Genomic DNA, 24,817 nt, shown 5'->3' on the forward strand with positions numbered 1-24,817 from the left:
TCGAAGGCTTGACTGACATTAGAGCAATGTCTGCACAGGTTCGGTATTGTCCCGAGAAGCAGTGAGAGCCTTCGAGGCCTGGGGCTGCCTTGCAGCCCATCGCCGGTAAACCGGCTCCCACAGGGGCTCTGCAAGCCCCATCATCTGTGATCGACTCGACCCCTTGTGGGAGCGGGCTTGCCCGCGAATAGGCCGGAACAGCCAACCAAAAGGCCATTGCCTTGCCCCGCCTTGCCCCAGCAGGCGCGCAGCGACCTGCCCGGCTCTTGATCTTGTCGCACGCCAGCTCAGGCGCCGCCAATCGCGACTTCAGGAGGCCGAGCAGAGGCATTGCGTAGTGAGGTGACGGCCATGGATGGCCGTCAAGCGCTGCGGGCCAGGACGGCCCGTCAGCGCGGTCCTCACGGGAGCAATGCCGGCGCGAGGGAACCCCGGAGCGCAGCGTAGGGGCCGTATGATGGAGCAGGCGGTTTTTGCTGGACCTGTCCCGCGAGCAAAAGTAGGTCGCCGTAAAGGCGAAAAGCGCCAGTGGCATCGCCGCCGCGAATGGATATTCACACCATCCCAATAATGTAGTGCCAGGGAGTGCACAGCTCTGCCAGTGAAATGAGGTGGCCTATTCGCGGACAAGCCCGCTCAGGGTTCGGTGTTGCCCCGAGACAGTCAGGGGCGTAATTGGTAAAGCAGCCCGCACATCCATGCTCCTCCGTCAGCCGAAAGTTCCCCCGCTCCCCCACCCGGCACGGCTATTGCTACACCGCTGGCACCATACCGGTTTTATGACGGTCAGCCACGCGAGAAAGCACGATGCCCCAGGCCGCCCACATTTCCCGAATCCCCGATCCGCAGGGCCGAACCCTGGTCGAGCAGGAAAGCCGACAGGGCCTCGAGCAGGCGTTCGCCCTGTTCAACCAGGTGTCCAGCCAGCTCAACGCGTCCTACAGCATGCTCGAGGCGCGGGTCAGCGAGCTCAAGGGCGAGCTGGCGGTGGTCAGCGCCCAGCGCATGGCCGAGCTGGGCGAGAAGGAACGCCTGGCCAACCGCCTGCAGAACCTGCTGGACCTGCTTCCAGGCGGCGTGATCGTGATCGATGGCCAAGGCTATGTGCGCGAAGCCAACCCCGCCGCGTGCGAGCTGCTTGGCGAACCCTTGGTCGGCGAACTGTGGCGCCAGGTGATCGCCCGCAGCTTCGCCCCGCGCAAGGACGATGGCCACGAAGTGTCCCTGCGCGACGGTCGACGCCTGTCCATCGCCACGCGCTCGCTGGACGCCGAGCCCGGGCAACTGGTGCTGCTCAACGACCTGACCGAAACCCGCCGCCTGCAAGACCAGCTGGCGCGCCACGAGCGCCTGTCGTCCCTGGGGCGCATGGTCGCCTCCCTGGCCCACCAGATCCGTACCCCCTTGTCGGCGGCCATGCTCTACGCCAGCCACCTGGCCGATAGCGAAAACGACCTGCCGAAGGAAACCCGCCAACGGTTCGCCGGCAACCTCAAGGAGCGCCTGCACGAGCTGGAGCACCAGGTCCGCGACATGCTGGTGTTCGCCCGTGGCGAGCTGCCGCTGGGCGACCGGGTGAGCCCGAAGGCATTGTTCCAGGCCCTGCAGCAAGCGGCCCAGGCCCATGTCCAGGGGCATGCGGTGCGTTGGCAGTGCGACAGTCACCTGGGCGAGTTGCTGTGCAACCGCGACACCCTGGTGGGTGCCTTGCTCAACCTGATCGAGAATGCCCTGCAGGCCAGCCAGGGGGCGGCGCGGCTCAAGGTGCACCTGTACCGCCGGGAGCAGTCGCTGCACCTGTGCGTCAGCGATGCCGGCTGCGGCATCGACGCCGAATTGCTGGCGCGCCTGGGCGAGCCGTTCCTGACCACCAAGGCCACCGGCACCGGCCTGGGGCTGGCGGTGGTCAAGGCTGTGGTGCGCGCGCACCAGGGCAGTCTGCAGGTGCGCTCGAAGGTGGGTCGTGGCACCTGCGTGCGGGTGGAGCTGCCGTTGATCGGCGCTGATCGGGCGGGGGGCGTGTGATGGCCATCAAGGTGTTGCTGGTCGAAGACGATCGCGTCCTGCGTCAGGCCCTGGCCGATACCCTGGAGATCGGTGGTTTCTCCTACCACGCCGTGGGCAGCGCCGAGGCGGCGCTCGAAGCGGTGGCTGGCGAGTCCTTCAGCCTGGTGGTCAGCGATGTGAACATGCCGGGGATGGACGGCCACCAGTTGCTGGCCCAATTGCGCCGCCATCACCCGCAGTTGCCGGTGCTGCTGATGACCGCCCATGCGGCGGTGGAACGTGCCGTGGAGGCCATGCGCCAGGGCGCCGTCGATTATTTGGTCAAGCCGTTCGAGCCCAAGGCCCTGCTCAGCCTGGTGGAGCGGCATGCCGCTGGGCGCATGGGCGGTGCCGATGAGGAAGGGCCGGTGGCTTGCGAGCCGGCCAGCCGGCAATTGCTCGAGCTGGCGGCGCGGGTGGCACGCAGCGACTCGACCGTGCTCATCTCCGGTGAGTCCGGCACCGGCAAGGAAGTCCTGGCGCGCTACATCCACCAGCAGTCGCCACGGGCAGCGCAGCCTTTCGTGGCGATCAACTGCGCGGCGATCCCCGACAACATGCTCGAAGCCACGCTGTTCGGCCACGAGAAGGGCGCCTTCACTGGCGCCATCGCCGCCCAGGAAGGCAAGTTCGAGCAGGCCGACGGTGGCACCCTGCTGCTCGACGAGATCTCCGAGATGCCCCTTGGCCTGCAGGCCAAGCTCCTGCGCGTGCTGCAGGAGCGGGAAGTGGAGCGGGTCGGCGGGCGCAAGCCGATCGCCCTGGACATTCGCGTGCTGGCCACTACCAACCGCGACCTGGCGGGCGAAGTGGCGGCCGGGCGTTTCCGCGAAGACCTGTACTATCGCCTGTCGGTCTTCCCCCTGGCCTGGCGCCCGCTGCGCGAACGCAGCGCCGATATCCTGCCGCTGGCCGAGCGCCTGCTGGCGCGCCATGTGGCGAAGATGAAGCACGCGCCAGTGCGCCTGTCTGCCGACGCCCGCGCATGCCTGGTAAGCCATGCCTGGCCGGGCAACGTGCGCGAGCTCGACAACGCCCTGCAACGGGCGCTGATCCTGCAGCAGGGCGGGGTGATCGAAGCGGCGGATTTCTGTCTGGGCGGTGCTGTTGCCTTGTCGGCCCCCGCGCCAATGGCCGTCACGCCACAGGCGGTCGAGGCGCAGCAAGTCGGCGCCCTGGGCGACGACATGCGCCGCCACGAATTCCAGATGATCATCGACACCCTGCGCGCCGAGCGCGGCCGCCGCAAGGAAGCCGCCGAACGCCTGGGCATCAGCCCGCGCACCCTGCGCTACAAGCTGGCCCAGATGCGCGATGCTGGCTTGGACGTCGACGCCAGCCTGTTCGGCTGAAGCGGCAACGAGCTATCAACTACAAGCAACAGCAGTCCGACGCACGCCCGCTCTTGCTTGCCGCTCGCCGTTCGAATCCAGCCCAGGCTGGCACTCTTGTTGCTTTACCCAGGCATTCGCCGCATGAGCGTCAAAAAAATGCGGCCGCCGGAGAGAGAAGTTCATGAACCAAGGTGTTGAATTCAATCGTCTGATGTTGGACATGCGCGCCATGCAGGCCGATGCCATGTCCCTGCCCAAGGCCTCTGCCGCCCCCGAGCTGGCGCCAGGGCAGAGCAGCTTCGCCGACATGCTCGGCCAGGCCATCAACAAGGTGCATGACACCCAGCAGGCCTCCAACCAACTGGCCAACGCCTTCGAGATCGGCAAGAGCGGTGTCGACCTGACTGATGTGATGATCGCTTCGCAGAAGGCTTCCGTGTCGTTCCAGGCCCTGACCCAGGTGCGCAACAAGCTGGTCCAGGCGTACCAGGACATCATGCAGATGCCGGTTTGAGGGCAGAGTGAACCATGGCCGAAGCAGTCGTCGATAACGCCCCCGCCAAGAGCGGCCCGCCAGCGGCCAAGCCGCCGCTGTTCGGCATGGCGTTCCTGGAAAACATCTCGCAGATGCCCATGCTGCGGCAGGTCGGCCTGTTGGTCGGCCTGGCGGCGAGCGTGGCGATCGGCTTCGCCGTGGTGCTCTGGTCGCAGCAGCCGGACTACCGGCCGCTGTACGGCAGCCTGGCGGGCATGGACACCAAGCAGGTCATGGAGACCTTGTCGGCCGCTGACATCGGCTACCGCGTCGAACCCAACTCCGGCGCGCTGCTGGTCAAGGCCGACGATCTTTCCCGTGCGCGCCTGAAACTGGCCGCCGCCGGCGTGGCGCCGAGCGATGGCAATGTCGGTTTCGAGATCCTCGACAAGGACCAGGGCTTGGGCACCAGCCAGTTCATGGAAGCCACCCGCTATCGTCGTGGCCTGGAGGGTGAACTGGCCCGCACCGTCGCCAGCCTGAACAACGTCAAGGCCGCACGTGTGCACCTGGCGATCCCCAAGAGCTCGGTATTCGTGCGTGACGAGCGCAAGCCCAGCGCGTCGGTGCTGGTCGAGCTGTATCCCGGCCGCGCCCTGGAAGCCGGCCAGGTGATGGCGATCGTCAATCTGGTGGCCACCAGCGTACCGGAGCTGGACAAGTCCCAGGTCACCGTGGTCGACCAGAAGGGCAACCTGCTCTCCGACCAGTTGCAAGACACCGCCCTGACCATGGCCGGCAAGCAGTTCGACTACAGCCGCCGCATGGAAGGCATGCTCACCCAGCGCGTGCACAACATCCTCGAGCCGGTGCTGGGCAATGACCGCTACAAGGCCGAGGTGTCCGCCGACATCGATTTCAGCGCAGTGGAGTCCACCTCCGAGCAGTTCAATCCCGACCAGCCGGCCCTGCGCAGCGAGCAGTCGGTCAATGAGCAGCGCGCCAGCAGCCAGCCGCCGCAAGGCGTGCCAGGCGCCCTGAGCAACCAGCCGCCGGCCGGCGCCGCCGCGCCGGAAAATGCTACCGCTGCCGCGCCGGCAGCCGGTGCCGTGCAGCCTGGCCAGCCGCTGGTGGACGCCAACGGCCAGCAGATCATGGACCCGGCCACCGGCCAGCCGATGCTCGCGCCGTATCCGGCCGACAAGCGCCTGCAGACCACTCGCAACTTCGAGCTGGACCGCTCCATCAGCCACACCCGCCAGCAGCAGGGGCGCCTGACCCGCCTGTCGGTGGCGGTGGTGGTGGACGACCAGGTCAAGCTCGACGCCGCCACCGGCGAGGCCGTCCGCGCGCCCTGGGGCGCCGAGGACCTGGCACGCTTCACCCGCCTGGTGCAGGATGCGGTGGGCTTCGACGCCAGCCGTGGCGACAGCGTGACCGTGATCAACGTGCCGTTCGCCGCCGACCGGGGCGAGGTGCTGGCCGACATTCCGTTCTACTCGCAGCCGTGGTTCTGGGACATCGTCAAGCAGGTGCTCGGCGTGCTGTTCATCCTGGTGCTGGTGTTCGGCGTGCTGCGGCCGGTGCTCAACAACATCACCGGCGGTGGCAAGCAGGCCGCTGCCGACAGCGACATGGAACTGGGCGGGATGATGGGTCTGGATGGCGAGCTGGCCAACGACCGCGTCACCCTGGGTGGCCCGACAAGCATCCTGTTGCCGAGCCCGAACGAGGGCTACGAGGCGCAGCTGAACGCAATCAAGGGCCTGGTGGCCGAGGATCCGGGCCGCGTGGCCCAGGTCGTGAAAGAGTGGATCAACGCCGATGAGTGACAACCGAGCCGTTACCGCCAAGCTGAGCCGTGTCGACAAGGCGGCGATCCTGCTGCTCTCCCTGGGCGAGACCGATGCCGCCCAGGTGTTGCGGCACATGGGCCCCAAGGAAGTGCAGCGGGTCGGCGTGGCCATGGCGCAGATGGGCAACGTCCACCGCGAGCAGGTCGAGCAGGTGATGAGCGAGTTCGTCGAGATCGTCGGCGACCAGACCAGCCTGGGCGTGGGCTCCGACGGCTACATCCGCAAGATGCTCAACCAGGCCCTCGGCGAGGACAAGGCCAACGGCCTGATCGACCGCATCCTGCTCGGTGGCAACACCAGCGGCCTGGACAGCCTCAAGTGGATGGAGCCACGCGCCGTGGCCGATGTGATCCGCTACGAGCACCCGCAGATTCAGGCCATCGTGGTCGCCTACCTCGATCCGGACCAGGCCGGCGAGGTGCTGAGCAACTTCGACCACAAGGTGCGCCTGGACATCATCCTGCGCGTGTCGTCGCTCAATACCGTACAGCCTGCGGCGCTCAAGGAGCTGAACCAGATCCTCGAGAAGCAGTTCTCCGGCAACTCCAATGCCGCGCGCACCACCCTGGGCGGTATCAAGCGTGCTGCCGACATCATGAACTTCCTCGACAGCTCGGTCGAAGGCCAACTGATGGACTCGATCCGCGAGATCGACAACGACCTGTCGGAGCAGATCGAAGACCTGATGTTCGTCTTCAACAACCTGGCCGACGTCGACGACCGCGGCATCCAGGCGCTGCTGCGCGAGGTGTCCTCGGACGTGCTGGTGGTGTCGCTCAAGGGCGCCGACGAAAAGGTCAAGGACAAGATCTTCAAGAACATGTCCAAGCGTGCCTCGGAGCTGCTGCGCGACGACCTGGAGGCCAAGGGCCCGGTGCGGGTCAGCGACGTGGAAGCGGCGCAGAAGGAAATCCTCACCATCGCCCGGCGCATGGCCGAGGCCGGAGAGATCGTGCTCGGCGGCAAGGGTGCCGAGGAGATGATCTAAGCCAAGCAGCGCGCTTCAAGCGGCAAGAAAAAGCAGATCGCATGCTGCCGCTCTTGCTTGCAGCTTGACGCGCGCCGCTAAAACCGATTCCACCAGCAGGCATTTGCATGTCCACCAAAGAACACCCCAGCGACCTGATCCGCGCTCGTGACCTCGAAGGCGTCGATGTCTGGCCGCTGCCCAGCTTCGATCCGGAGCCGGAGCCCGAACCTGAGCCGGAACCTGTGCCTGAGGTCGTCGAGGACGAAGTCGAGGAGGTGCCGCTGGACGAGGTCCAGCCGCTGACCCTCGAGGAGCTCGAGGCCATCCGCCAGGAGGCCTATAACGAAGGCTTCGCCACCGGTGAGCGCGAAGGTTTCCACAGCACCCAGTTGAAGGTGCGCCAGGAGGCCGAGGTCGCCCTGGCGGCCAAGCTGGACAGCCTGGAGCGGTTGATGGGCCACCTGCTCGAGCCCATCGCCGAACAGGACACGCAGATCGAGAAGTCCTTGGTGCACCTGGTCGCCCACGTGACCCGGCAGGTGATCGGCCGCGAGCTGCGCAGCGACTCCAGCCAGATCACCCACGTGCTGCGCGAGGCGCTCAAGCTGCTGCCGATGGGCGCCGACAATATCCGTATCCACCTCAATCCCCAGGACTTCGAGCTGGCCAAGGCCCTGCGCGAACGCCACGAGGAACGCTGGAAGCTGCTCGAAGACGAATCGCTGCTGCCGGGGGGCTGCCGTATCGAGACCGCCCACAGCCGCATCGACGCGACCATGGAAACGCGAATCGAGAAGGCCGTGGCGCAACTGTTCGACCAGCTCCACGACCAGGCCCTGCACCCGGCTGCGCCGGACCTGTCGATCGAACTGGATAATCCCGATGCGCCTTGACCGCACCAGCTTCGGCAAGCGCCTGGGCAGCTATGCCGGGGCGGTGAAGTTGCCTGCGCAACCGCTGGTCGAGGGCCGCCTGCTGCGCATGGTCGGCCTGACCCTGGAAGCCGAGGGGCTACGGGCGGCGGTGGGCAGCCGCTGCCTGGTGATCAACGACGACAGCTACCACCCGGTGCAGGTGGAGGCCGAGGTGATGGGCTTTTCCGGTAGCAAGGTGTTCCTCATGCCGGTCGGCAGCATCGCCGGCATCGCCCCGGGCGCGCGGGTGGTACCGCTGGACGACAGCGGCCGCCTGCCCATGGGCATGAGCATGCTTGGCCGGGTGCTCGACGGTGCCGGCCGTGCGCTGGACGGCAAGGGCGGGATGAAGGCCGAGGACTGGGTACCGATGGACGGGCCGGTCATCAACCCGCTCAACCGCGACCCCATCAGCCAGCCGCTCGACGTGGGCATCCGCAGCATCAATGGGTTGCTCACCGTCGGCCGGGGCCAGCGCCTGGGCCTGTTCGCCGGTACCGGCGTGGGCAAGTCGGTGCTGCTGGGCATGATGACCCGCTTCACCGAGGCCGAGATCATCGTGGTCGGGCTGATCGGCGAACGGGGCCGGGAGGTCAAGGAGTTCATCGAGCACATCCTCGGCGAGGAGGGGCTAAAGCGCTCGGTGGTGGTGGCCTCGCCAGCCGACGACGCGCCGCTGATGCGCTTGCGCGCGGCCATGTATTGCACGCGCATCGCCGAGTACTTCCGCGACAAGGGCAAGAACGTCTTGTTGCTGATGGACTCGCTGACCCGTTTCGCCCAGGCCCAGCGCGAGATCGCCCTGGCCATCGGCGAACCGCCGGCGACCCGGGGCTATCCGCCCTCGGTCTTCGCCAAGCTGCCCAAGCTGGTGGAGCGGGCGGGCAATGGCGAGCCGGGAGGCGGTTCGATCACGGCGTTCTATACCGTGCTCTCGGAAGGCGACGACCAGCAGGACCCGATCGCCGACTCGGCGCGCGGCGTGCTGGATGGCCACTTCGTGCTGTCCCGGCGCCTGGCCGAGGAAGGGCACTATCCGGCCATCGATATCGAGGCTTCGATCAGCCGGGTCATGCCCCAGGTGGTCGATGCCGATCACCTGCGCCAGGCGCAGAAGTTCAAGCAGCTGTGGTCGCGCCTGTCGCAGAGCCGCGACCTGATCAGCGTCGGCGCCTACGTGGCTGGCGGCGATCCAGAGACGGACCAGGCCATCGCCTTGCAGTCCAAGCTGGTGGGCTTCTTGCGCCAGGGGCTGGACGAGAATGTCGGCATGGCCCAGAGCCGCGAACAGCTGGGCGGTATCTTCGCCGCGCCGGCGGGCGGTTGATAGCCCATGGCCTTGCCCAGCAGAGCGGCGCGCCTGGCGCCGGTGGTGGAAATGGCCGAGGAGGCCGAGCGCAAGGCTGCCCAGCGCCTGGGGCATTTCCAGCAGCAGGTGGTGCAGGCCCAGGCCAAGCTGGCCGAGCTTGAGCGTTTTCGCGAGGACTACCAGCAGCAATGGATCAACCGTGGCGGGCAGGGGGTCAACGGCAGCTGGCTGGTCAACTACCAGCGCTTCCTGGGGCAACTGGAGGCGGCCATGACCCAGCAGCGGCAGAGCCTGACCTGGCACCAGAACAACCTCAACGGTGCCCGCGACACCTGGCAGCAGGCCTATGCCCGGGTCGAAGGCCTGCGCAAGCTGGTGCAGCGCTATAGGGACGAGGCCCGGCGTGCCGAGGACAAGCGCGAGCAGAAGCTGCTCGACGAGCTGTCCCAGCGCCTGCCGCGCCAGGGGCATCTGTAGCCGTGAGCATCTGGGGCCGCTTCGCGCCCCATCGCCGGCAAGCCCCTGAGACCTCTCTGAAACCCGCCCGGCAACGAACCTCACGAACGGTCCTGCCCCTGCCTTGCGACCCCGCTCCATGCCTGCTAAACCTTCAAAAGTCGTATTCGCCATCATCGAAGGAATCGCTGGCATGGCTGTCGAATCCGATTTCTCCCAGGACGATAAAAAGCTGACGATCAAGGTCAAGGGCCGCTTCGATTTCGGTAGGCACCAGGAATTTCGCAATGCCTACGAAAGGCAACCGGTACGGCCCAACTCGGTCGTGGTCGACCTCAAGGACGCCACCTACCTGGACAGCTCGGCGCTGGGCATGTTGCTGCTGCTGCGCGACCACGAAGGCGGTGATGACTCCTGCATCAGCGTGATCAACACCAGCCCCGACGTGCGCAAGATCCTGGCCATTTCCAATTTCGAAAAGCTGTTCGACATCAGTTGAGTATCGACATGCCGGCCGAACGGGCGCTGAGCGTGCTGGTTGCCGAGGACGGGGCGGCAGACCGCATGCTGCTCGCGCAGATCGTCCGGCGCCAGGGCCATGAGGTGTTCACCGCGGAAAACGGCGAGCAGGCCGTGGCGCTGTTCGCCGAGCGGCGCCCGCAACTGGTGCTGCTCGACGCGCTGATGCCGGTGATGGACGGCTTCGAGGCTGCGCGGCAGATCAAGGCGCTGGCCGGCGAAGCGCTGGTGCCGATCATCTTCCTTACGTCGCTGAACGAAGAACAGGCTCTGGTGCGCTGCCTGGAGGCTGGCGGCGACGATTTCATGGCCAAGCCCTACAGTGCGGTGATCCTCGGCGCCAAGATCCGTGCCATGGACCGCTTGCGCCGGCTGCAGGCCACGGTGCTGGAGCAACGGGACCAGATCGCCCGCCACCATCACCACCTGCTCAACGAGCAGCGCGTGGCCAAGGCCGTGTTCGACAAGGTGGCCCATTCCGGCTGCCTGCAGGCGCCGAACATCCGCTACCTGCAATCGCCCTACGCCCTGTTCAACGGCGACCTGCTGCTGGCGGCCTACACCCCTTGTGGCGACATGCACGTGCTGCTCGGCGATTTCACCGGCCATGGCCTGCCTGCCGCGGTCGGGGCCATGCCCCTGGCCGAGGTGTTCCATGGCATGACAGCCAAAGGCTATGGCCTGGGCGAGATGCTGCGGGAGATGAACGCCCGGCTCAAGCGCACGCTGCCGGTGGACATGTTCTGCTGCGCGCTGTTGCTCGAACTGAGTTTCCAGCGCGGCACGGTGCAGGTGTGGAACGGCGGCATGCCTGACGGCTACCGCTTGTCCGCGGCTGGCGAGGTGCTTTCGACGTTGGTGTCCCGCCATCTGCCGCTGGGGATCCTGGCCCCCGAGCGCTTCGACGACAGTACCGAAGTGCTGCCGCTGGCGGTGGGCGAACGCTTGTTCCTGTTGTCCGACGGTGTCGTCGATACCGCTGACGCGCAGGAGCGGCTGTTCGGCGTGCAGCGCCTGCGCCAGGTGCTGGCCGACAACCGGGATCCGGCCCGGCTGTTCGACGAGGTGATGCTGGCCCTGGAGCGGTTCGGCGGGCGCCCCCGGGACGATATCAGCCTGTGCGATATCCGCATGAGCGAGCCAGTACCGCCGACCCCGCTGGCCGTGGCCCCTGGCGGTGGTGGGCACTCCGGCCCGCTGGCGTGGTCGATGCGCTTCGAATTGCGTGCCGACAGCTTGAAACGGTTCAACCCGGTGCCCTACCTTGTGCAACTGCTGCAGGAAGTCCAGGGGTTGCGATCGCATGGTGGGGCGCTGCACAGCGTGCTCAGCGAACTGTACGCCAATGCCTTGGAGCACGGGGTGCTGGGCCTGGACTCGCGGCTCAAGTGCGACGCCCAGGGTTTTGCCGATTACTATCGCGAGCGCGACCGGCGCCTGGCGCAACTGGCCGAGGGGTTCGTGCAGATCGTCATGAAGGTGGAACCACAGCCCTGTGGCGGGCGTCTGACGATCGAGGTCGGCGACAGTGGTGCCGGCTTCGACGTGGCGCGGGAACTGGCGCGCTCGATGACGGCGCACAGGCTCAGCGGCCGCGGCCTGAACATGGTCCGGCGCCTTAGCCAGGGGGCCGAGTGGCTCGACGGTGGCCGTTGCGCACGGGTGATGTTTTTCTGGTGAATGGGTGGCGAACTGCCACGCAGGCTGGGGCATAATCAAGCTTGATCAAGGAGTGAACAAGTACGTGGACATGCATATCGATCACAAGGTGCTCACCGACCTGCAGGAGGTCATGGAAGACGGCTACCTGCAATTGCTGGAAACCTTCCTCGAGGATTCCGAGCGGCGCCTGAGCCAGTTGCACGAAGCCAGGAACGCCGATGAGCTGGGCCTTGCCGCGCACAGCTTCAAGGGCAGCAGCAGCAACATGGGCGCCGTTGGCCTGGCCGAACTGTGCCGCCAGCTCGAGGAGCGGGCGCGGCAGCGGCCGCTGTATGGCATCGAGGACCTGGTCAACCGCATCGACCAGGAATATCAGGAGGTCCAGCGCTTCTACCGCGACGAGCGAGAACGGATTTCCGCCAGCTGAGGGAAACCTGGCGCGAGTCTTGCCTGTCTTTGCCCGGACGATTTCACGATTTCCGGCGCGGAGACCTTTCAATGCCTGTCGCACCCAATCCTTTGTTGCAAGCCAGTGTCATGGACAAGCCGTCGCGCTCGGCTGCCAGCGTGGTGGACAAGCCGCAGCAGGGCGCGGGCGGGCAGGGCACTGGCTTCGACCAGGTCATGGCCCGCCAGGGGCGTGACGACAAGCCCGTCCAGGCCAAGCCGAAGGACAGGCCCGAGGCGGCGTCGGGCGGCAAGCAGGATGATGGCAAGGGGGCAGCCGTTGCCAAAGGCGGCAAGAACTTGCCGGCCACCGACCAGGCTGGCGAAACCGCTGAAGCCGATGGCCCGGGCTCGCTCGATGCTCGCCTGGTGGCGGGCCAGGTCACCGATGCGCAACCCGGCGCGCAGCTGATTCAGGCCCAGGCCGAGGCCGTGGCGCCTGCCCTGCAGGCGGCCCAGCCAGCAGACGCATCGACGGCTACCGAGCAGGCGTCCGAAGATTTCGACCCGCAGGCTGACCCCTTGGCCGACCTGCCAGCCCTGCGCCTGGCCCTGGAGCAGAATGCCCAGGCCAAGGGCACCACCTGCGCCCATGCCAGCCGGGCTGACGAGCGCCAGGCCCAGGCCGACGATGGCCGGGGAGCCGTCAATACCTTGGCGAACCTGGTCGATGAAGCTGGAGAGTCGGAGCCGGGCGGCAAGGCATTCGACAACCTGCTCGACGATGGCCTCAAGGACCTCAAGAGCGCCAGCAGCGACACCCGCGTCGACGATTTCGCCAACCGCCTGGCCAGCCTGACCCAGGCCGCCACGCCGAAGACCACCAACGCCATGCCGGCCAACCCCCTGCACCAGCCGCTGCCGATGAACCAGAACGCCTGGGCCGAGGGGTTGGTCAACCGGGTCATGTACCTGTCCAGCCAGAACCTCAAGTCGGCCGACATCCAGCTCGAGCCCGCCGAACTCGGGCGCCTCGATATCCGCGTCAACGTGGCGACGGACCAGTCCACCCAGGTGACCTTCATCAGCGGTCATGCCGGCGTGCGCGATGCCCTCGACAGCCAGGTGCACCGCCTGCGCGAGCTGTTCGCCCAGCAGGGCCTGGCCCAGCCTGACGTCAACGTCGCCGACCAGTCCCGTGGCCAGCAGCAACAGCAGGGGCAGCAGGAGAGCTCGAGCCTGTCCGGCGTCGCCGCGCGCCGGGCCGCCGAGGCCGGTGGGGAGGGCGGCGAGCTGGCCGATGCCACGCGGCCGGTGGAGCGGCAGGTGGTCGTCGGTGACAGTGCGGTCGATTACTACGCTTGAATCGATTGCGGCGATCCGTCTGCGGGCAAGCTCCCGGTTGGTCGACACCCCCTGCGATAAATCTGGCATAACACTTGCTCAAGCCACGTCATTCTCCTGTGAAACCCCAATGGACGACGGATTATTGGCATGGCCAAGAGCGAAGCAGTCAAAGACCCCGCCACCAAAGGCAAACTCAAACTGATCCTGCTGCTGGTGCTGGCCCTGTTGCTGGCGGTCGGCCTGTCGGTGGGTGCCACCTGGTTCGTCATGCACAAAAGCGAGTCGGCACCCGCCGCCGACCCGGCCCAGACCAATGCCAAGCCAGCGGCGATCTACGAGCCCCTGGCTCCCGCTTTCGTGGTCAACTTCAACCAGAACGGCCGGCAGCGCTACATGCAGGTGAGCATCACCCTGCAAGGGCGCAACCAGGCCGACCTGGACGCGCTCAAGGTGCACATGCCGGTCATCCGCAACAACCTGGTCATGATGTTCTCAGGCCAGGGCTTCGACACCCTGGCCAGCAGCGCGGTGGGGCAGGAGATGCTGCGCCAGAAGGCCACCGCGGTGGTCCAGGAAGTAGCGCAGAAGGAAGTCGGCAGGCCGGTCGTCGACCAGCTGCTGTTCACCAATTTCGTATTGCAGTAGGAGCCCGAAATGGCCGTGCAGGACCTGCTGTCCCAGGATGAGATCGATGCCCTGTTGCACGGGGTCGACGATGGGCTGGTACAGACCGAAAGCGTTGTCGAGCCCGGCAGCGTCAAGAGCTACGACCTGACCAGCCAGGATCGGATCGTGCGCGGTCGCATGCCGACCCTGGAGATGATCAACGAGCGCTTCGCCCGCTACACCCGCATCAGCATGTTCAACCTGTTGCGCCGCTCCGCCGACGTGGCGGTCGGGGGCGTGCAGGTGATGAAGTTCGGCGAGTACGTGCACTCGTTGTACGTGCCCACCAGCCTGAACCTGGTCAAGATCAAGCCGTTGCGCGGTACCTCGTTGTTCATCCTCGACGCCAAGCTGGTGTTCAAGCTGGTGGACAACTTCTTCGGCGGCGATGGCCGCCACGCCAAGATCGAGGGCCGCGAGTTCACCCCCACCGAGCTGCGCGTGGTGCGCATGGTGCTGGACCAGGCCTTCGTCGACCTCAAGGAAGCCTGGCAGGCGATCATGCCGGTCAACTTCGAGTACATCAATTCCGAGGTCAACCCGGCCATGGCCAACATCGTCGGGCCGAGCGAGGCGGTGGTGGTGTCGACCTTCCACATCGAACTCGACGGTGGTGGAGGCGATCTGCACGTGACCATGCCGTACTCGATGATCGAGCCGGTGCGGGAAATGCTCGACGCCGGTTTCCAGTCCGACCTGGACGACCAAGACGAGCGCTGGGTCAAGGCCCTGCGCGAGGACGTGCTGGATGTCAGCGTGCCGCTCTCGGCCACCGTGGCTCGCCGCCAGCTGAAGCTGCGCGACATCCTGCACATGCAGCCGGGCGACGTGATCCCGGTGGAGCTGCCCGAGCACCTGGTGCTGCGCGCCAACGGCGTACCGTCGTTCAAGGCGCGGCTGGGCTCGCACAAGGGCACCCTGTCGCTGCAGATCATCGACCCGATCGAACGCCGCTGACGGCGTGCCGGTCGCAATCCCGAATCGAATGCCAGTCGAGGACACTATGGCTAACGAAAACGAAATCACCTCCCCGGAGGATCAGGCCCTGGCCGACGAGTGGGCCGCAGCCCTGCAAGAAACCGGCGATGCCGGCCAGGCCGATATCGACGCGCTGCTGGCCGCCGATGCTGGCAAGCCGTCCGCCGGCACCGGCCGCCTGCCGATGGAAGAGTTCCCCAGCTCGCCCAAGCCGAACGAAAACGTCAGCCTCGAAGGCCCGAACCTGGACGTGATCCTGGACATCCCGGTGAACATCTCCATGGAAGTGGGCAGCACCGAGATCAGCATCCGCAACCTGCTGCAGCTCAACCAGGGCTCGGTGATCGAGCTCGACCGCCTGGCCGGCGAGCCACTGGACGTACTGGTCAACGGCACCCTGATCGCCCATGGCGAGGTGGTGGTGGTCAACGAGAAGTTCGGCATCCGCCTGACTGACGTGATCAGCCCCAGCGAACGCATCAAGAAGCTGCGCTGAGTGAAAGGCCGGATTCGGGCCGCGATGGCCCTTGGCGCGCTGTTGGCCAGCGAGGCGGTGATCGCCGCCGCCCAGCCGGTAGCGCCGGCGCCTGCCACCCCGGGCAGCCTGGGCGGGCAACTGGCGCAGATGGTCCTGGGCCTGCTGCTGGTGGTCGGCCTGATCTTCTTCCTGGCCTGGCTGCTGCGCCGCTTGCAGGGCGCCGCGCCGCGTGGCGCGCAAGTGATCGAGATCGTCGGCAGCCGGGCCATCGGCCCGCGCGACAGGTTGTTGCTGGTGCAGGTGGGCAAGGAGCAGATCCTCATCGGCCATACCCCTGGCAGCATCGAGGCGTTGCACGTGCTGGCCGAGCCCGTGGAGGTGCCGGCTGGCGCCCGCCCGGCCACGCCGGAATTCGCCCAGCGGCTGTTGGAGCTGATGGGCAAGGATCAGAAGGACAAGAAGTGATGAGTGGCGCCCTGCGCACCCTGTTGAGCACCTTGCTGCCAATCGCGCTGCTACTGGCCGCGCCGTCGGTCCTGGCCGCCGACCCGTTGTCGGTGCCGGCCATCACCCTGTCCAGCGGTCCGGACGGGCAGCAGGAATACTCGGTCAGCCTGCAGATCCTGCTGATCATGACGGCGCTGAGCTTCATCCCGGCGTTCGTCATCCTGATGACCAGCTTCACCCGCATCATCATTGTCTTCTCCATCCTGCGCCAGGCCCTGGGCCTGCAGCAGACGCCGTCGAACCAGGTGCTCACCGGCATGGCGCTGTTCCTGACCCTGTTCATCATGGCGCCGGTGTTCGACCGGGTGAACCAGGATGCCATCCAGCCCTACCTGAACGAGCAACTGACCGCCCAGCAGGCCATCGACAAGGCCCAGGGGCCGTTGAAAGACTTCATGCTGGCGCAGACCCGGCAGAACGACCTGGACCTGTTCGTGCGCCTGTCCAAGCGCACCGACATCGCCAGCGCCGAGCAGACGCCGCTGACCATCCTGGTCCCGGCCTTCGTCACCTCGGAGCTCAAGACCGCGTTCCAGATCGGCTTCATGATCTTCATCCCGTTCCTGATCATCGACATGGTGGTCGCCAGCGTGCTGATGGCCATGGGCATGATGATGCTGTCGCCGCTGATCATCTCGCTGCCGTTCAAGATCATGCTGTTCGTCCTGGTCGATGGCTGGGCGCTGATCATGGGTACCCTGGCCGGCAGTTTCGGTGGCGTCTGACGCCATCAAGGAGAGCCTTGCATGACACCTGAAGTCGCCGTAGACCTGTTCCGCGATGCCTTGTGGCTGACCACCCTGATGGTCGCCACCCTGGTGGTGCCGAGCCTGCTGGTGGGGCTGGTGGTGGCCATGTTCCAGGCCGCCACGCAGATCAACGAACAGACCCTGAGCTTCCTGCCGCGCCTGCTGGTGATGCTGGTGACCCTGATCCTCGCCGGGCCCTGGCTGGTGCAGAAGTTCATGGAGTATTTCATCGGCCTGTACACCAGCATTCCCCAGTTGATCGGTTGAAACGGCCATGCTGGAGCTGACCGACACGCAGATCGGCACCTGGGTCGCCACCTTCATCCTGCCGCTGTTCAGGGTGACCGCGCTGCTGATGACCATGCCGATCTTCGGTACGCGCATGCTGCCGGCGCGCATCCGGCTGTACGCCGCCCTGGCCATCACCGTGGTGATCGTGCCGGGCCTGCCACCGTTGCCTGAGATCGACCCGTTGAGCCTGCGCGGCGTGCTGCTGTGCGGTGAGCAGATCATCGTCGGCGTGCTGTTCGGCCTGTCGTTGCAGATGCTGTTCCAGGCCTTCGTGGTGGCTGGGCAGATCATCGCCGTGCAGATGGGCATGGCCTTCGCCTCCATGGTCGACCCGGCCAACGGCGTCAACGTGGCGGTGGTCAGCCAGTTCATGACCATGCTGGTGAGCATCCTGTTCCTGGTGATGAACGGCCACCTGGTGGTGTTCGAGGTGCTGACCGAAAGTTTCACCACCTTGCCGGTGGGCAACGCCCTGGTGGTCGGCCACTTCTGGGAAATGGCCGGGCGCCTGAGCTGGGTGCTCGGCGCCGGGCTGCTGTTGATCCTGCCGGCGATCGCCGCATTGCTGGTGGTCAACATCGCCTTTGGCGTGATGACCCGTGCCGCGCCGCAGTTGAATATCTTCTCCATCGGCTTCCCGCTGACCCTGGTGCTGGGCATGGGCATCTTCTGGGTCGGGCTGGCCGACATCCTTTCCCACTACCAGGCATTGGCCAGCGAAGCGCTGCAATGGCTGCGTGAACTGGCACGGGCGCGCTGAGCATGGCAGAGAGCGAAAGCGGTCAGGACAAGACAGAAGAGCCCACCGACAAGCGCAAGCGCGACGCGCGCGAGAAAGGCGAGATCGCCCGCTCCAAGGAGCTCAACACGGTAGCGGTGACCCTGGCCGGCGCTGGCGGCCTGCTGGCGTTCGGTGGCTACCTGGGCGAGACCTTGATGGAACTGATGCGCCTGAACTTCAACCTGCCGCGTGAGGTGCTGGTGGACGAGCGGGCCATGGGCGCCTTTTTGCTCGCCTCGGGCAAGATGGCGTTGTGGGCGGTGCAGCCGGTGCTGATCCTGCTGTTCGTGATCGCCTTCATCGCCCCCATCGCCCTGGGTGGTTTCCTGTTCTCCGGGAGCCTGCTGCAACCGAAGTTCAGCCGCATGAACCCGTTGTCGGGGATCAAGCGCATGTTCTCCTTGAACGCCTTGACCGAGCTGCTCAAGGCCATCGCCAAGTTCTTCGTGATCCTCGTGGTGGCGCTGGTGGTGCTGGCCAACGACCGCCAGGCGCTGCTGGCGATCGCCAACGAGCCGCTGGAGCAGGCGATCATCCACAGTGTCCAGGTGGTGGGCTGGAGCGCCTTGTGGATGGCTGCGGGGCTGCTGTTGATCGCGGCGGTGGACGTGCCGTTCCAGCTCTGGCAGGCGCACAAGAAGCTGAAGATGACCAAGCAGGAAGTGCGCGACGAGTACAAGGACACCGAGGGCAAGCCGGAGGTCAAGCAGCGCATCCGCCAGTTGCAGCGCGAAGTGTCGCAGCGGCGCATGATGGCCGCGGTGCCGGAGGCTGACGTGATCATCACCAACCCGACCCATTACGCTGTGGCGCTCAAGTACGACCCGGAGAAGGGCGGTACGGCGCCGTTGCTGCTGGCCAAGGGTACTGACTTCATCGCCCTGAAGATCCGCGAGATCGGCATGGAGCACAAGGTGCTGATCCTCGAATCGCCGGCCTTGGCGCGAGCGATCTACTACTCCACGGAGCTCGAGCAGGAAATCCCGGCGGGGCTGTACCTGGCGGTGGCCCAGGTACTGGCCTACGTCTTCCAGATCCGCCAGTACCGGGCGGGCAAGGGCAAGGCGCCAGAACCGCTCAAGCCGGACCTGCCGATTCCGCCGGATTTGCGTCGGGATAGCTGATTGAATGCCGAAAGTATTTGCTTTTTCTGTGTAAGGGGAGAACTCAAGCGCTACCAGTGCTGCACATTACGGGTGGCGCTTGATCCCGTACCTGAATCAATCAAGGAAACTGATTGTTGAGCACAACGCATTGCGCACCTATAAAGATAGATATTAAACACGGCCTGTGCTATTGTTTAACTATCGCAAACTGGATGTAAATTATTTAATAAAAGGACTAGTTCATCAAATTCAATTCCACACTCGTGGCATGCTTTGGGGAAAAGGCTATGGCTTGTTAAGCCGGGCAGGGTATTGAGCTCTATAAGATAGGGTTTTTCATCGTGAATGATAATGTCTGCTCTAAAATAATCAAGGTCAATTGCTTCGGCAATGGATTTGCAGTCTTTTTTTAGTTTCTGGTTGATGTGTCTGGGCAAAGTAATTAGTTTGGCAGTTGTCTTGGTGGATAAAAATTTTGCCTCATATGAGAAGAAGTCGCTTGTGAATCCGAGGGCAAAAATTGGTAGTACGTGCCCGAATAAATAACAGACTGATAGTTCTGGGCCGGCGATGAACTCTTCAATAAGTATGCCGCTCTTATAATGAAGCGCTCTTTCAATAGCTGCGTAAAAATCTTTGGGGTTGTCGTGTACTAGCGATACACCAAAACTGCAGCCTTCACTGTTAGGTTTGATAATACAGGTGTCGCCAAGTTGTTGTTTTGCCTCATCGAAGGAGGCGCTGCGGATATCTCTTAAATATAGATAATTCGCTACGTTGATGCCCAGCCCTCTGGCAATATGCTTTGTTAGCAATTTGTCCATGCATATTGCGCTTGCCTGAGGAGAAGGTCCGTTATAAGGCATGTTCAGGCCTTCCAGATACGCCTGTGCCATTCCGTTTTCACCGAATCCACCGTGAAAAGCCAGAAAAACCCTTGTGAAGCCCTCTAGCTTTAGTTCAAACAGATTCTTGTATTCGGGTATAGTAAAGACTTCATGACGTACCTGAGATCTGCGTAATGATTGTGAAACAGCCTCAGCGGTCTGGAGAGAAACGTCACGTTCCGAGGAGTCTCCACCAGTTATTATTGCAATATTTTCTGTCATATTTTTCACTGATTTAGTGTAGTTAGCTTTAGTACAGTTTTTGCAAATATTTCCACGCCAGTTTTAATGTCGTTGATATCCATGTCGCTAGTGAAGGAGAGGCGAATTGCACTGTTTGCTCTATCGGGGCTATATCCGATGCCCGTAATGACGTGAGAGGGTTTCAGGTTGTTCGAGTTGCAGGCCGAACCTGATGAGACACATACGCCATCTAGACAGCTAATGATAGTTTCTGCGCCTATGCCAGGAATCGAGATATTCAAAATATGAGGTATGGAATTTTTTTCGGGAGAATTTAGTTGGAATGATATTTTATGAGAGTTTAACGTTTCGAGGATAGCGATTCGTCGTTGAGTTGCTGATTTCCACGAAGCATGGAGACTATTGGTGTTAATACGTTGGGCGGCAATGCCAAAGCCGACAATAAGTTGAGTTGGAAGTGTTCCGCTGCGGAGTTTAGATTGTTCACCACCGAATGTAAGAGGACGCAAGCGCGAAACAGTGGAGGGTGAAGCGTAAAGGGCACCTATTCCTTTAGGGCCTTGAATCTTATGCGCTGAGATAGAGACACAGTCTACTCCAAGATTCTTGACATTAATCGGTAGTTTCCCTACTGCCTGTGCGGCATCGATATGAAATAAGGCGGATGACTTATTCAATATTTTTCGAATTTCCGACAAATCTTGATAGGTGCCTATTTCAGAATTTACATATGATAGAGAAAGCAGTGCGGTATTTTGGTCTACAAGAGTAGATAAGTGTTCAAGATCAATTCGTCCGCATCTATCAATTTTCATTCTGCGAACTTCGATATTTTTTCTTTCAAGCTCTTCTGCGGCTAAAATGCTTGATTTGTGATCAATTGGGCAAATTACAATGTTTTTTTTGGCGGCGTTAGCACCAAGAATCACAATGTTGTTGCTTTCGGTTGCTCCTGACGTGAACGTTATTTCATTCGGCGCGCAACCTAGCATGCTAGATATTTGAGCAGTACTTCCTAAAATAGCATTTTTTGCGAGTCGCCCCATGATGTGCGTAGATGATGGGTTTCCAAATAACGTAGTACTGAACTCATGCATCGCTGTTGCTACATCTGCAGCACATGGTGTAGTGGCAGCGGCATCTAAATAGATTAGCGGGTGGGGTTGCATGACGGAATCCTCATGTTTCATATGTGACGACATGAATGCCCTTGCTATATATTTCTTCAATATTCAGCTCGCCGCTTCCTCCCAAATCTGCGACTAAAATACTGACCGCTTCAAAATTATAGAGTGACAACGCAATTTCTACACCCTTTCGGATAGGCTCGTGGCATTCATTGGGGGCGAGGAGGACCAAGAGGCGGGCGCCTGACTTATATGCTTCGGAGATCATTTCTGTTATTTCTCCAGCGCACCCAGTCATGCCACAGCTAACCAATGGAAGAGTGGCGCCGGAAGCGTCGGTGAAAGAAATTTCAGACATTGTTGGGTGGCTTGAGATGTATTTCTTCTGGAGCTTTCCTTTTTTTACCAATCGTACTGCTTCATTTTGAAAGCGATTTTTTAGCCATGTTTCAGGGAAAGAGATAGGATGTCGTCGGCTAGCTATGATGTTTTTCGTTGAGACTATGTTGGAGGATTGCAGTCTGGATATATATGTCGGTGGTAGTTCCGTGAAGGAGGAGTAGAATTCGGCCCGGTAATCGTAATTCGATTCCTTGTCTGGAACGTATTGCCAATCATTAATTAATAAAAGTAGATTTGCAGATTTCTGATTTTTGCTGATATGGTGTTCTGCGAGCTGCACGCCTAGATGCCAAGAATAAGACGGAAATATCCCTATCCGACTTCGAATTTTTTCTTTCAAGGGTGTGCTGTTAATGTCTTCAAATATACCAGGGACAAGCTTGTTTTTCTGGTTGTCATAGAAGAGCATGAAATGGCCAGCCATAATATGGAGGTCGTGAAATTTTTCATTTTCTACAAAGTCGTGGATTTTTGTGAGTAGTTCTGCTTCGCTAAATACGAAGATTTCATTTGATGTAATATTGGGCATCTATTTTTCTCTTATGTGGTAGTGCTGAATGTGAATTGGTATTGCTTGTTTATATTGAAAATGAATTTTTAATGTCTTTGATTAGATCGTATGGGTCTTCCAGCCCTAAATAGAACCTTACGCAGCTGCCATTCAGGGAGAGCCGATTTGCTGAGGGCATGTCGGTCGTGTCCACGAGGTTGGCAAGACTTATCGTTCCACCCCATCCATAGCCAATTTTAATTATTTTTAATTGGTTTAGACGGGCTATCAACTCGTCTCGCGAGCAAGAAAATTGAACAGTTATGATGCTATTAAAACCACTATAGTTTTTTTCGTATAAATCGGATTTGGAGTTTTGGACGATAGGGTGTAGTACCCTTCTGGCAAGAGGTAGCGCTTTAAAGTGGTCAATCACTAGTCGTGTCGTATGCATTTGGAGTGTTAGGCGGGCGCCTAGCGTGCTTATAGAGCGAAGCGCTGCAGCACATGCATATGAACTTACATGATTGCCAATCAATGCAGAGGTTGTTTTAAGTATTGAAAATACGTCGTCGCGTTTCGTGATAAGGGCGCCCAGTGACACGCCTTCAGTGGCCGCGTGTGATTTGCTCATTGATACTAGGCTGACATCTGCTCCCAATTCAAGTGGGTGGTAAAATGTCGAGGCGGCCCAAGTATTGTCTACAGCAGTAATTGCCGGATGATTTTTGCATGATTCGATAATTGCTCTGCTGTCGATTATTTCATATGTGAAAGCGCCGGGGTTTTCCCAGATAATAACCTTTGTTTTTGGTTTTAGCTTTTTTCTTATCGAGAGAGCATCTTTTGGGGTGAAATACTCAATGTCGAGTCCATAGCTCTGAAAGTGACTTAGCAGCCACTGTGTTGTATAGATTATTGTGTCGCCAACTAGTATGTGATCTCCAGGTTTTGCTGTGGCTGATAGGAGCAAGTGAAACGCATTTTGGCCAGAGGCCGTCAATACTGAAAAATTACCTTTTTCAATCGCTGCCATGCGTGCTGCGAGCTGCCGGGTAGTTGGAGTGTCGACACCCCCATAGTAAAGTCCCTCGAATATCCGGCTGCTTGGTCGGGTAAGACTGTTGTTGTTGATCGAGGGCAGGTTGTCAAAATTCTCAACCACGTAGGTCGTGCTCTCCATTGGCGGCGTTTGTGCGGATTGAATATCTCCCAAAGAAAAAAGACCTATTTGAGCGAGATGGGTAAATTCTGGCTTATCCATTAATTGTCTCGAACTGGTTTAGAAGATCAATGATTTCTTGTACCTCAGCGAGTGAGGGGCGAGCTATACCGCATAGGGGATATTCGAGAGAGGCTTCACCAAAGTTATGAAATTGCTCAAGTAATTTCCCTTCTGGGGTGCCCCAGCGTAAGTAGTCTTCGGAAGCACTTCCAGGGTATCCCCTTAAAGGGTGCTGAACGGCCCAGTTTGTACTTATAGTTATGGGTTGGCCTACGTGGTCTCGTAAATTTATTAAATGTCTCAATAAATCTAGGCGGCTGCTGTGTTGTTCACCTAGCCCGAATAGAAGTGCACAGCCACAGGAGATTTTGTTTTCGATTAGGAAGTTTAAAGCTTCGGAGAATCGCTCCTGCCATTTTTGTTTTTTACTATCAATGTCTTTGCTCATTCCGCCGATTTCTTGCGGATTTAGTGTTTCAAGTCCTACAAACACATATCGAAGCCCATTTTTTGCGAGTCGTCTTATGATGTCTTTCCTAGACAGGATCTGATCTATGGTGAATTGGCCGCCAAATACGATATCTAGAGGCCGATCCTCCATTAATTGACATAGCTGACTGATTGCCAGTGGGCTCCCACTAAGAAATGTTGAGTCTTCTACGAATGCGCTGGCGCCTCTATTGGGGTAGGCTTGGCTTATTGTGGAAAGGGTTTCTTCGAATTGTTTATAAATACGCCGGGGGGCACCTTTGATTTCCTGAATGCTCCCCGTCACACTTCGACGCTCGCTGCAGAATGAGCAATCATAAATGCATCCCGGCCCCGTATAGCTGAATACATGGGAAGTCATTCGCCCGCCAAAGACGCCGAAAGAGGCTGTGACTCCAAATACTCCTACTGCGGATGGTAAATCATCGTGTTTTAATCGAATACCATCGCTTACAACTGTTTTTTGAATGCAAGGAAAATCTGCGATCCAAAGTCCGGCAGTGCTCGTGGCCAAGTGGCGTGCGATAAACGCCGTAGCGAGATGTGTTGAGCGTACAAATATCTCACCAATTTCGACGATGAGTTTTTCGGCTTCTCCAGAAACGATGATATCGAAAACAGGCGGAATTTTATTTTCCCTTATAAGTCTCCCTGGAGAGGCTCGATGGTGTTTTACTAGTGAGGCTGCTCTGTGTTTTTCATTTGAAAGATAAATGGTTTCATTGATATGTCGTCCTCCCAGTACAACAAGTAGCTTGTTTCCTAGCATTTTTTTGGCGACCTTCGCGCATTCGATGGCGCCAGGCATGCACAGTGTCATTGCGCCAATGAGCAGGACATTGGGTTGCTCTGATATAAGCAAATCTTTGAAACGATCCATGTCATCCAGTGAGTACATAAGCAGAAAGTACTCTCTCGTCTTTCTACCTGACTCTCCCCAATTACTTTTTGCCCAAGCTCCTGTGCCTTTTTGAGCGAGGCTCGCAGCACACCTACATGCGTTGAAAAGGCTGACGGGATCACAGCTGTTCAAGGCTCTATCAGCCTTTGAGCCGCTGATACAGTCCGGTGCGGATACAGCGATTGCGCGGATCCGCTGGGTGACTTCATTGTCTAGGCGAGCATTTTCCGAAGGGCGCAAGGGCATGGCTTTCTCTTTTTC

25 protein-coding genes are annotated in these 24,817 nt (G+C 60.8%); 20 read left to right on the forward strand and 5 right to left on the reverse strand.

The annotated features are described in order from the left end of the window. The first annotated feature begins 807 nt into the window (after positions 1 to 807). The 20 genes from ACDI39_RS25510 (at position 808) to flhB (ending at position 18,849) form a co-directional block, all read left to right on the forward strand. Positions 808 to 2,025, forward strand: a complete 1,218-nt coding sequence (locus ACDI39_RS25510) for a sensor histidine kinase (protein ID WP_253081038.1) — start codon at positions 808 to 810, stop codon at positions 2,023 to 2,025. After that, positions 2,025 to 3,398 carry a sigma-54-dependent transcriptional regulator gene (locus ACDI39_RS25515; RefSeq protein ID WP_225789307.1) on the forward strand — a complete coding sequence of 458 codons (1,374 nt, stop codon included), beginning with the start codon at positions 2,025 to 2,027 and terminating at the stop codon, positions 3,396 to 3,398. Before ACDI39_RS25510 ends, ACDI39_RS25515 begins: the two co-directional genes overlap by 1 nt. Before the next feature lie 163 nt (positions 3,399 to 3,561). Beyond that, positions 3,562 to 3,894, forward strand: coding sequence for a flagellar hook-basal body complex protein FliE (gene fliE, locus ACDI39_RS25520; protein ID WP_225789306.1), 333 nt, complete (start codon positions 3,562 to 3,564; stop codon positions 3,892 to 3,894). A gap of 14 nt (positions 3,895 to 3,908) precedes the next feature. Next, entirely contained in the window at positions 3,909 to 5,687 is a 1,779-nt protein-coding gene (gene fliF / locus ACDI39_RS25525; RefSeq protein WP_225789305.1) for a flagellar basal-body MS-ring/collar protein FliF, read from the forward strand. Next, positions 5,680 to 6,699, forward strand: a complete 1,020-nt coding sequence (gene fliG, locus ACDI39_RS25530) for a flagellar motor switch protein FliG (RefSeq protein ID WP_225789304.1) — start codon at positions 5,680 to 5,682, stop codon at positions 6,697 to 6,699. The genes fliF and fliG overlap by 8 nt, the downstream gene beginning before the upstream one ends. A gap of 107 nt (positions 6,700 to 6,806) precedes the next feature. Continuing rightward, a complete protein-coding gene (gene fliH / locus ACDI39_RS25535; protein WP_225789303.1) occupies positions 6,807 to 7,574 on the forward strand; it encodes a flagellar assembly protein FliH in 768 nt (255 codons plus the stop codon). Beyond that, the gene (gene fliI, locus ACDI39_RS25540; RefSeq protein ID WP_225789302.1) at positions 7,564 to 8,922 is read left to right on the forward strand and encodes a flagellar protein export ATPase FliI; all 1,359 of its coding nucleotides are present in this window, start codon (positions 7,564 to 7,566) and stop codon (positions 8,920 to 8,922) included. The genes fliH and fliI overlap by 11 nt, the downstream gene beginning before the upstream one ends. 6 nt (positions 8,923 to 8,928) lie before the next feature. Then, positions 8,929 to 9,381: a flagellar export protein FliJ gene (fliJ, locus tag ACDI39_RS25545; RefSeq protein ID WP_253081042.1), complete on the forward strand. Its 453-nt coding sequence runs from the start codon at positions 8,929 to 8,931 to the stop codon at positions 9,379 to 9,381. A 172-nt stretch (positions 9,382 to 9,553) separates the two neighbouring features. Continuing rightward, a complete protein-coding gene (locus tag ACDI39_RS25550; RefSeq protein ID WP_225789300.1) occupies positions 9,554 to 9,859 on the forward strand; it encodes an STAS domain-containing protein in 306 nt (101 codons plus the stop codon). An 8-nt stretch (positions 9,860 to 9,867) separates the two neighbouring features. Beyond that, on the forward strand, positions 9,868 to 11,559 hold the full coding sequence (locus ACDI39_RS25555) for a fused response regulator/phosphatase (protein WP_225789299.1): 1,692 nt from the start codon (positions 9,868 to 9,870) through the stop codon (positions 11,557 to 11,559). 70 nt (positions 11,560 to 11,629) lie between these two features. Further along, positions 11,630 to 11,968: an Hpt domain-containing protein gene (locus ACDI39_RS25560; protein WP_253104454.1), complete on the forward strand. Its 339-nt coding sequence runs from the start codon at positions 11,630 to 11,632 to the stop codon at positions 11,966 to 11,968. Between the two features lie 71 nt (positions 11,969 to 12,039). Further along, on the forward strand, positions 12,040 to 13,293 hold the full coding sequence (locus ACDI39_RS25565) for a flagellar hook-length control protein FliK (RefSeq protein ID WP_486537156.1): 1,254 nt from the start codon (positions 12,040 to 12,042) through the stop codon (positions 13,291 to 13,293). Positions 13,294 to 13,422: 129 nt separating this feature from the next. Beyond that, positions 13,423 to 13,920 (forward strand): flagellar basal body-associated protein FliL, encoded by a 498-nt coding sequence (gene fliL, locus ACDI39_RS25570; RefSeq protein WP_225789296.1) that lies wholly within the window; start codon positions 13,423 to 13,425, stop codon positions 13,918 to 13,920. Positions 13,921 to 13,929: 9 nt separating this feature from the next. Next, positions 13,930 to 14,898 (forward strand): flagellar motor switch protein FliM, encoded by a 969-nt coding sequence (fliM, locus tag ACDI39_RS25575; RefSeq protein WP_225789295.1) that lies wholly within the window; start codon positions 13,930 to 13,932, stop codon positions 14,896 to 14,898. 46 nt (positions 14,899 to 14,944) lie between these two features. Next, positions 14,945 to 15,415 carry a flagellar motor switch protein FliN gene (fliN, locus tag ACDI39_RS25580; protein ID WP_225789294.1) on the forward strand — a complete coding sequence of 157 codons (471 nt, stop codon included), beginning with the start codon at positions 14,945 to 14,947 and terminating at the stop codon, positions 15,413 to 15,415. Beyond that, the gene (gene fliO, locus ACDI39_RS25585; protein ID WP_225789293.1) at positions 15,416 to 15,862 is read left to right on the forward strand and encodes a flagellar biosynthetic protein FliO; all 447 of its coding nucleotides are present in this window, start codon (positions 15,416 to 15,418) and stop codon (positions 15,860 to 15,862) included. After that, on the forward strand, positions 15,862 to 16,629 hold the full coding sequence (fliP, locus tag ACDI39_RS25590) for a flagellar type III secretion system pore protein FliP (protein ID WP_225789292.1): 768 nt from the start codon (positions 15,862 to 15,864) through the stop codon (positions 16,627 to 16,629). Before fliO ends, fliP begins: the two co-directional genes overlap by 1 nt. Before the next feature lie 21 nt (positions 16,630 to 16,650). Then, positions 16,651 to 16,920 (forward strand): flagellar biosynthesis protein FliQ, encoded by a 270-nt coding sequence (gene fliQ / locus ACDI39_RS25595; RefSeq protein ID WP_225789291.1) that lies wholly within the window; start codon positions 16,651 to 16,653, stop codon positions 16,918 to 16,920. 7 nt (positions 16,921 to 16,927) lie between these two features. Next, the gene (gene fliR, locus ACDI39_RS25600) at positions 16,928 to 17,704 is read left to right on the forward strand and encodes a flagellar biosynthetic protein FliR (RefSeq protein WP_225789290.1); all 777 of its coding nucleotides are present in this window, start codon (positions 16,928 to 16,930) and stop codon (positions 17,702 to 17,704) included. A gap of 2 nt (positions 17,705 to 17,706) precedes the next feature. Beyond that, the gene (flhB, locus tag ACDI39_RS25605) at positions 17,707 to 18,849 is read left to right on the forward strand and encodes a flagellar biosynthesis protein FlhB (RefSeq protein ID WP_486537157.1); all 1,143 of its coding nucleotides are present in this window, start codon (positions 17,707 to 17,709) and stop codon (positions 18,847 to 18,849) included. 176 nt (positions 18,850 to 19,025) lie between these two features. Here flhB and ACDI39_RS25610 read toward each other — a convergent pair whose 3' ends face one another. Genes ACDI39_RS25610 through ACDI39_RS25630 form a run of 5 tightly spaced genes read right to left on the reverse strand, consistent with a single transcriptional unit; the run spans position 19,026 to position 24,802 of the window. Beyond that, positions 19,026 to 19,940, reverse strand: coding sequence for a D-alanine--D-alanine ligase family protein (locus ACDI39_RS25610; protein ID WP_253104448.1), 915 nt, complete (start codon positions 19,938 to 19,940; stop codon positions 19,026 to 19,028). A 5-nt stretch (positions 19,941 to 19,945) separates the two neighbouring features. Next, positions 19,946 to 21,091, reverse strand: a complete 1,146-nt coding sequence (locus ACDI39_RS25615) for a cysteine desulfurase family protein (RefSeq protein WP_253081048.1) — start codon at positions 21,089 to 21,091, stop codon at positions 19,946 to 19,948. A 10-nt stretch (positions 21,092 to 21,101) separates the two neighbouring features. After that, entirely contained in the window at positions 21,102 to 21,980 is an 879-nt protein-coding gene (locus ACDI39_RS25620; RefSeq protein WP_253081049.1) for an LPD16 domain-containing protein, read from the reverse strand. Between the two features lie 49 nt (positions 21,981 to 22,029). Beyond that, a complete protein-coding gene (locus tag ACDI39_RS25625; protein ID WP_253081050.1) occupies positions 22,030 to 23,205 on the reverse strand; it encodes a PLP-dependent transferase in 1,176 nt (391 codons plus the stop codon). Continuing rightward, positions 23,198 to 24,802, reverse strand: coding sequence for a B12-binding domain/radical SAM domain-containing protein (locus tag ACDI39_RS25630; RefSeq protein WP_253091597.1), 1,605 nt, complete (start codon positions 24,800 to 24,802; stop codon positions 23,198 to 23,200). Before ACDI39_RS25630 ends, ACDI39_RS25625 begins: the two co-directional genes overlap by 8 nt. Positions 24,803 to 24,817: the final 15 nt, after the last annotated feature.

It is taken from the genome of Pseudomonas sp. Tun-23181, from assembly GCF_057415455.1.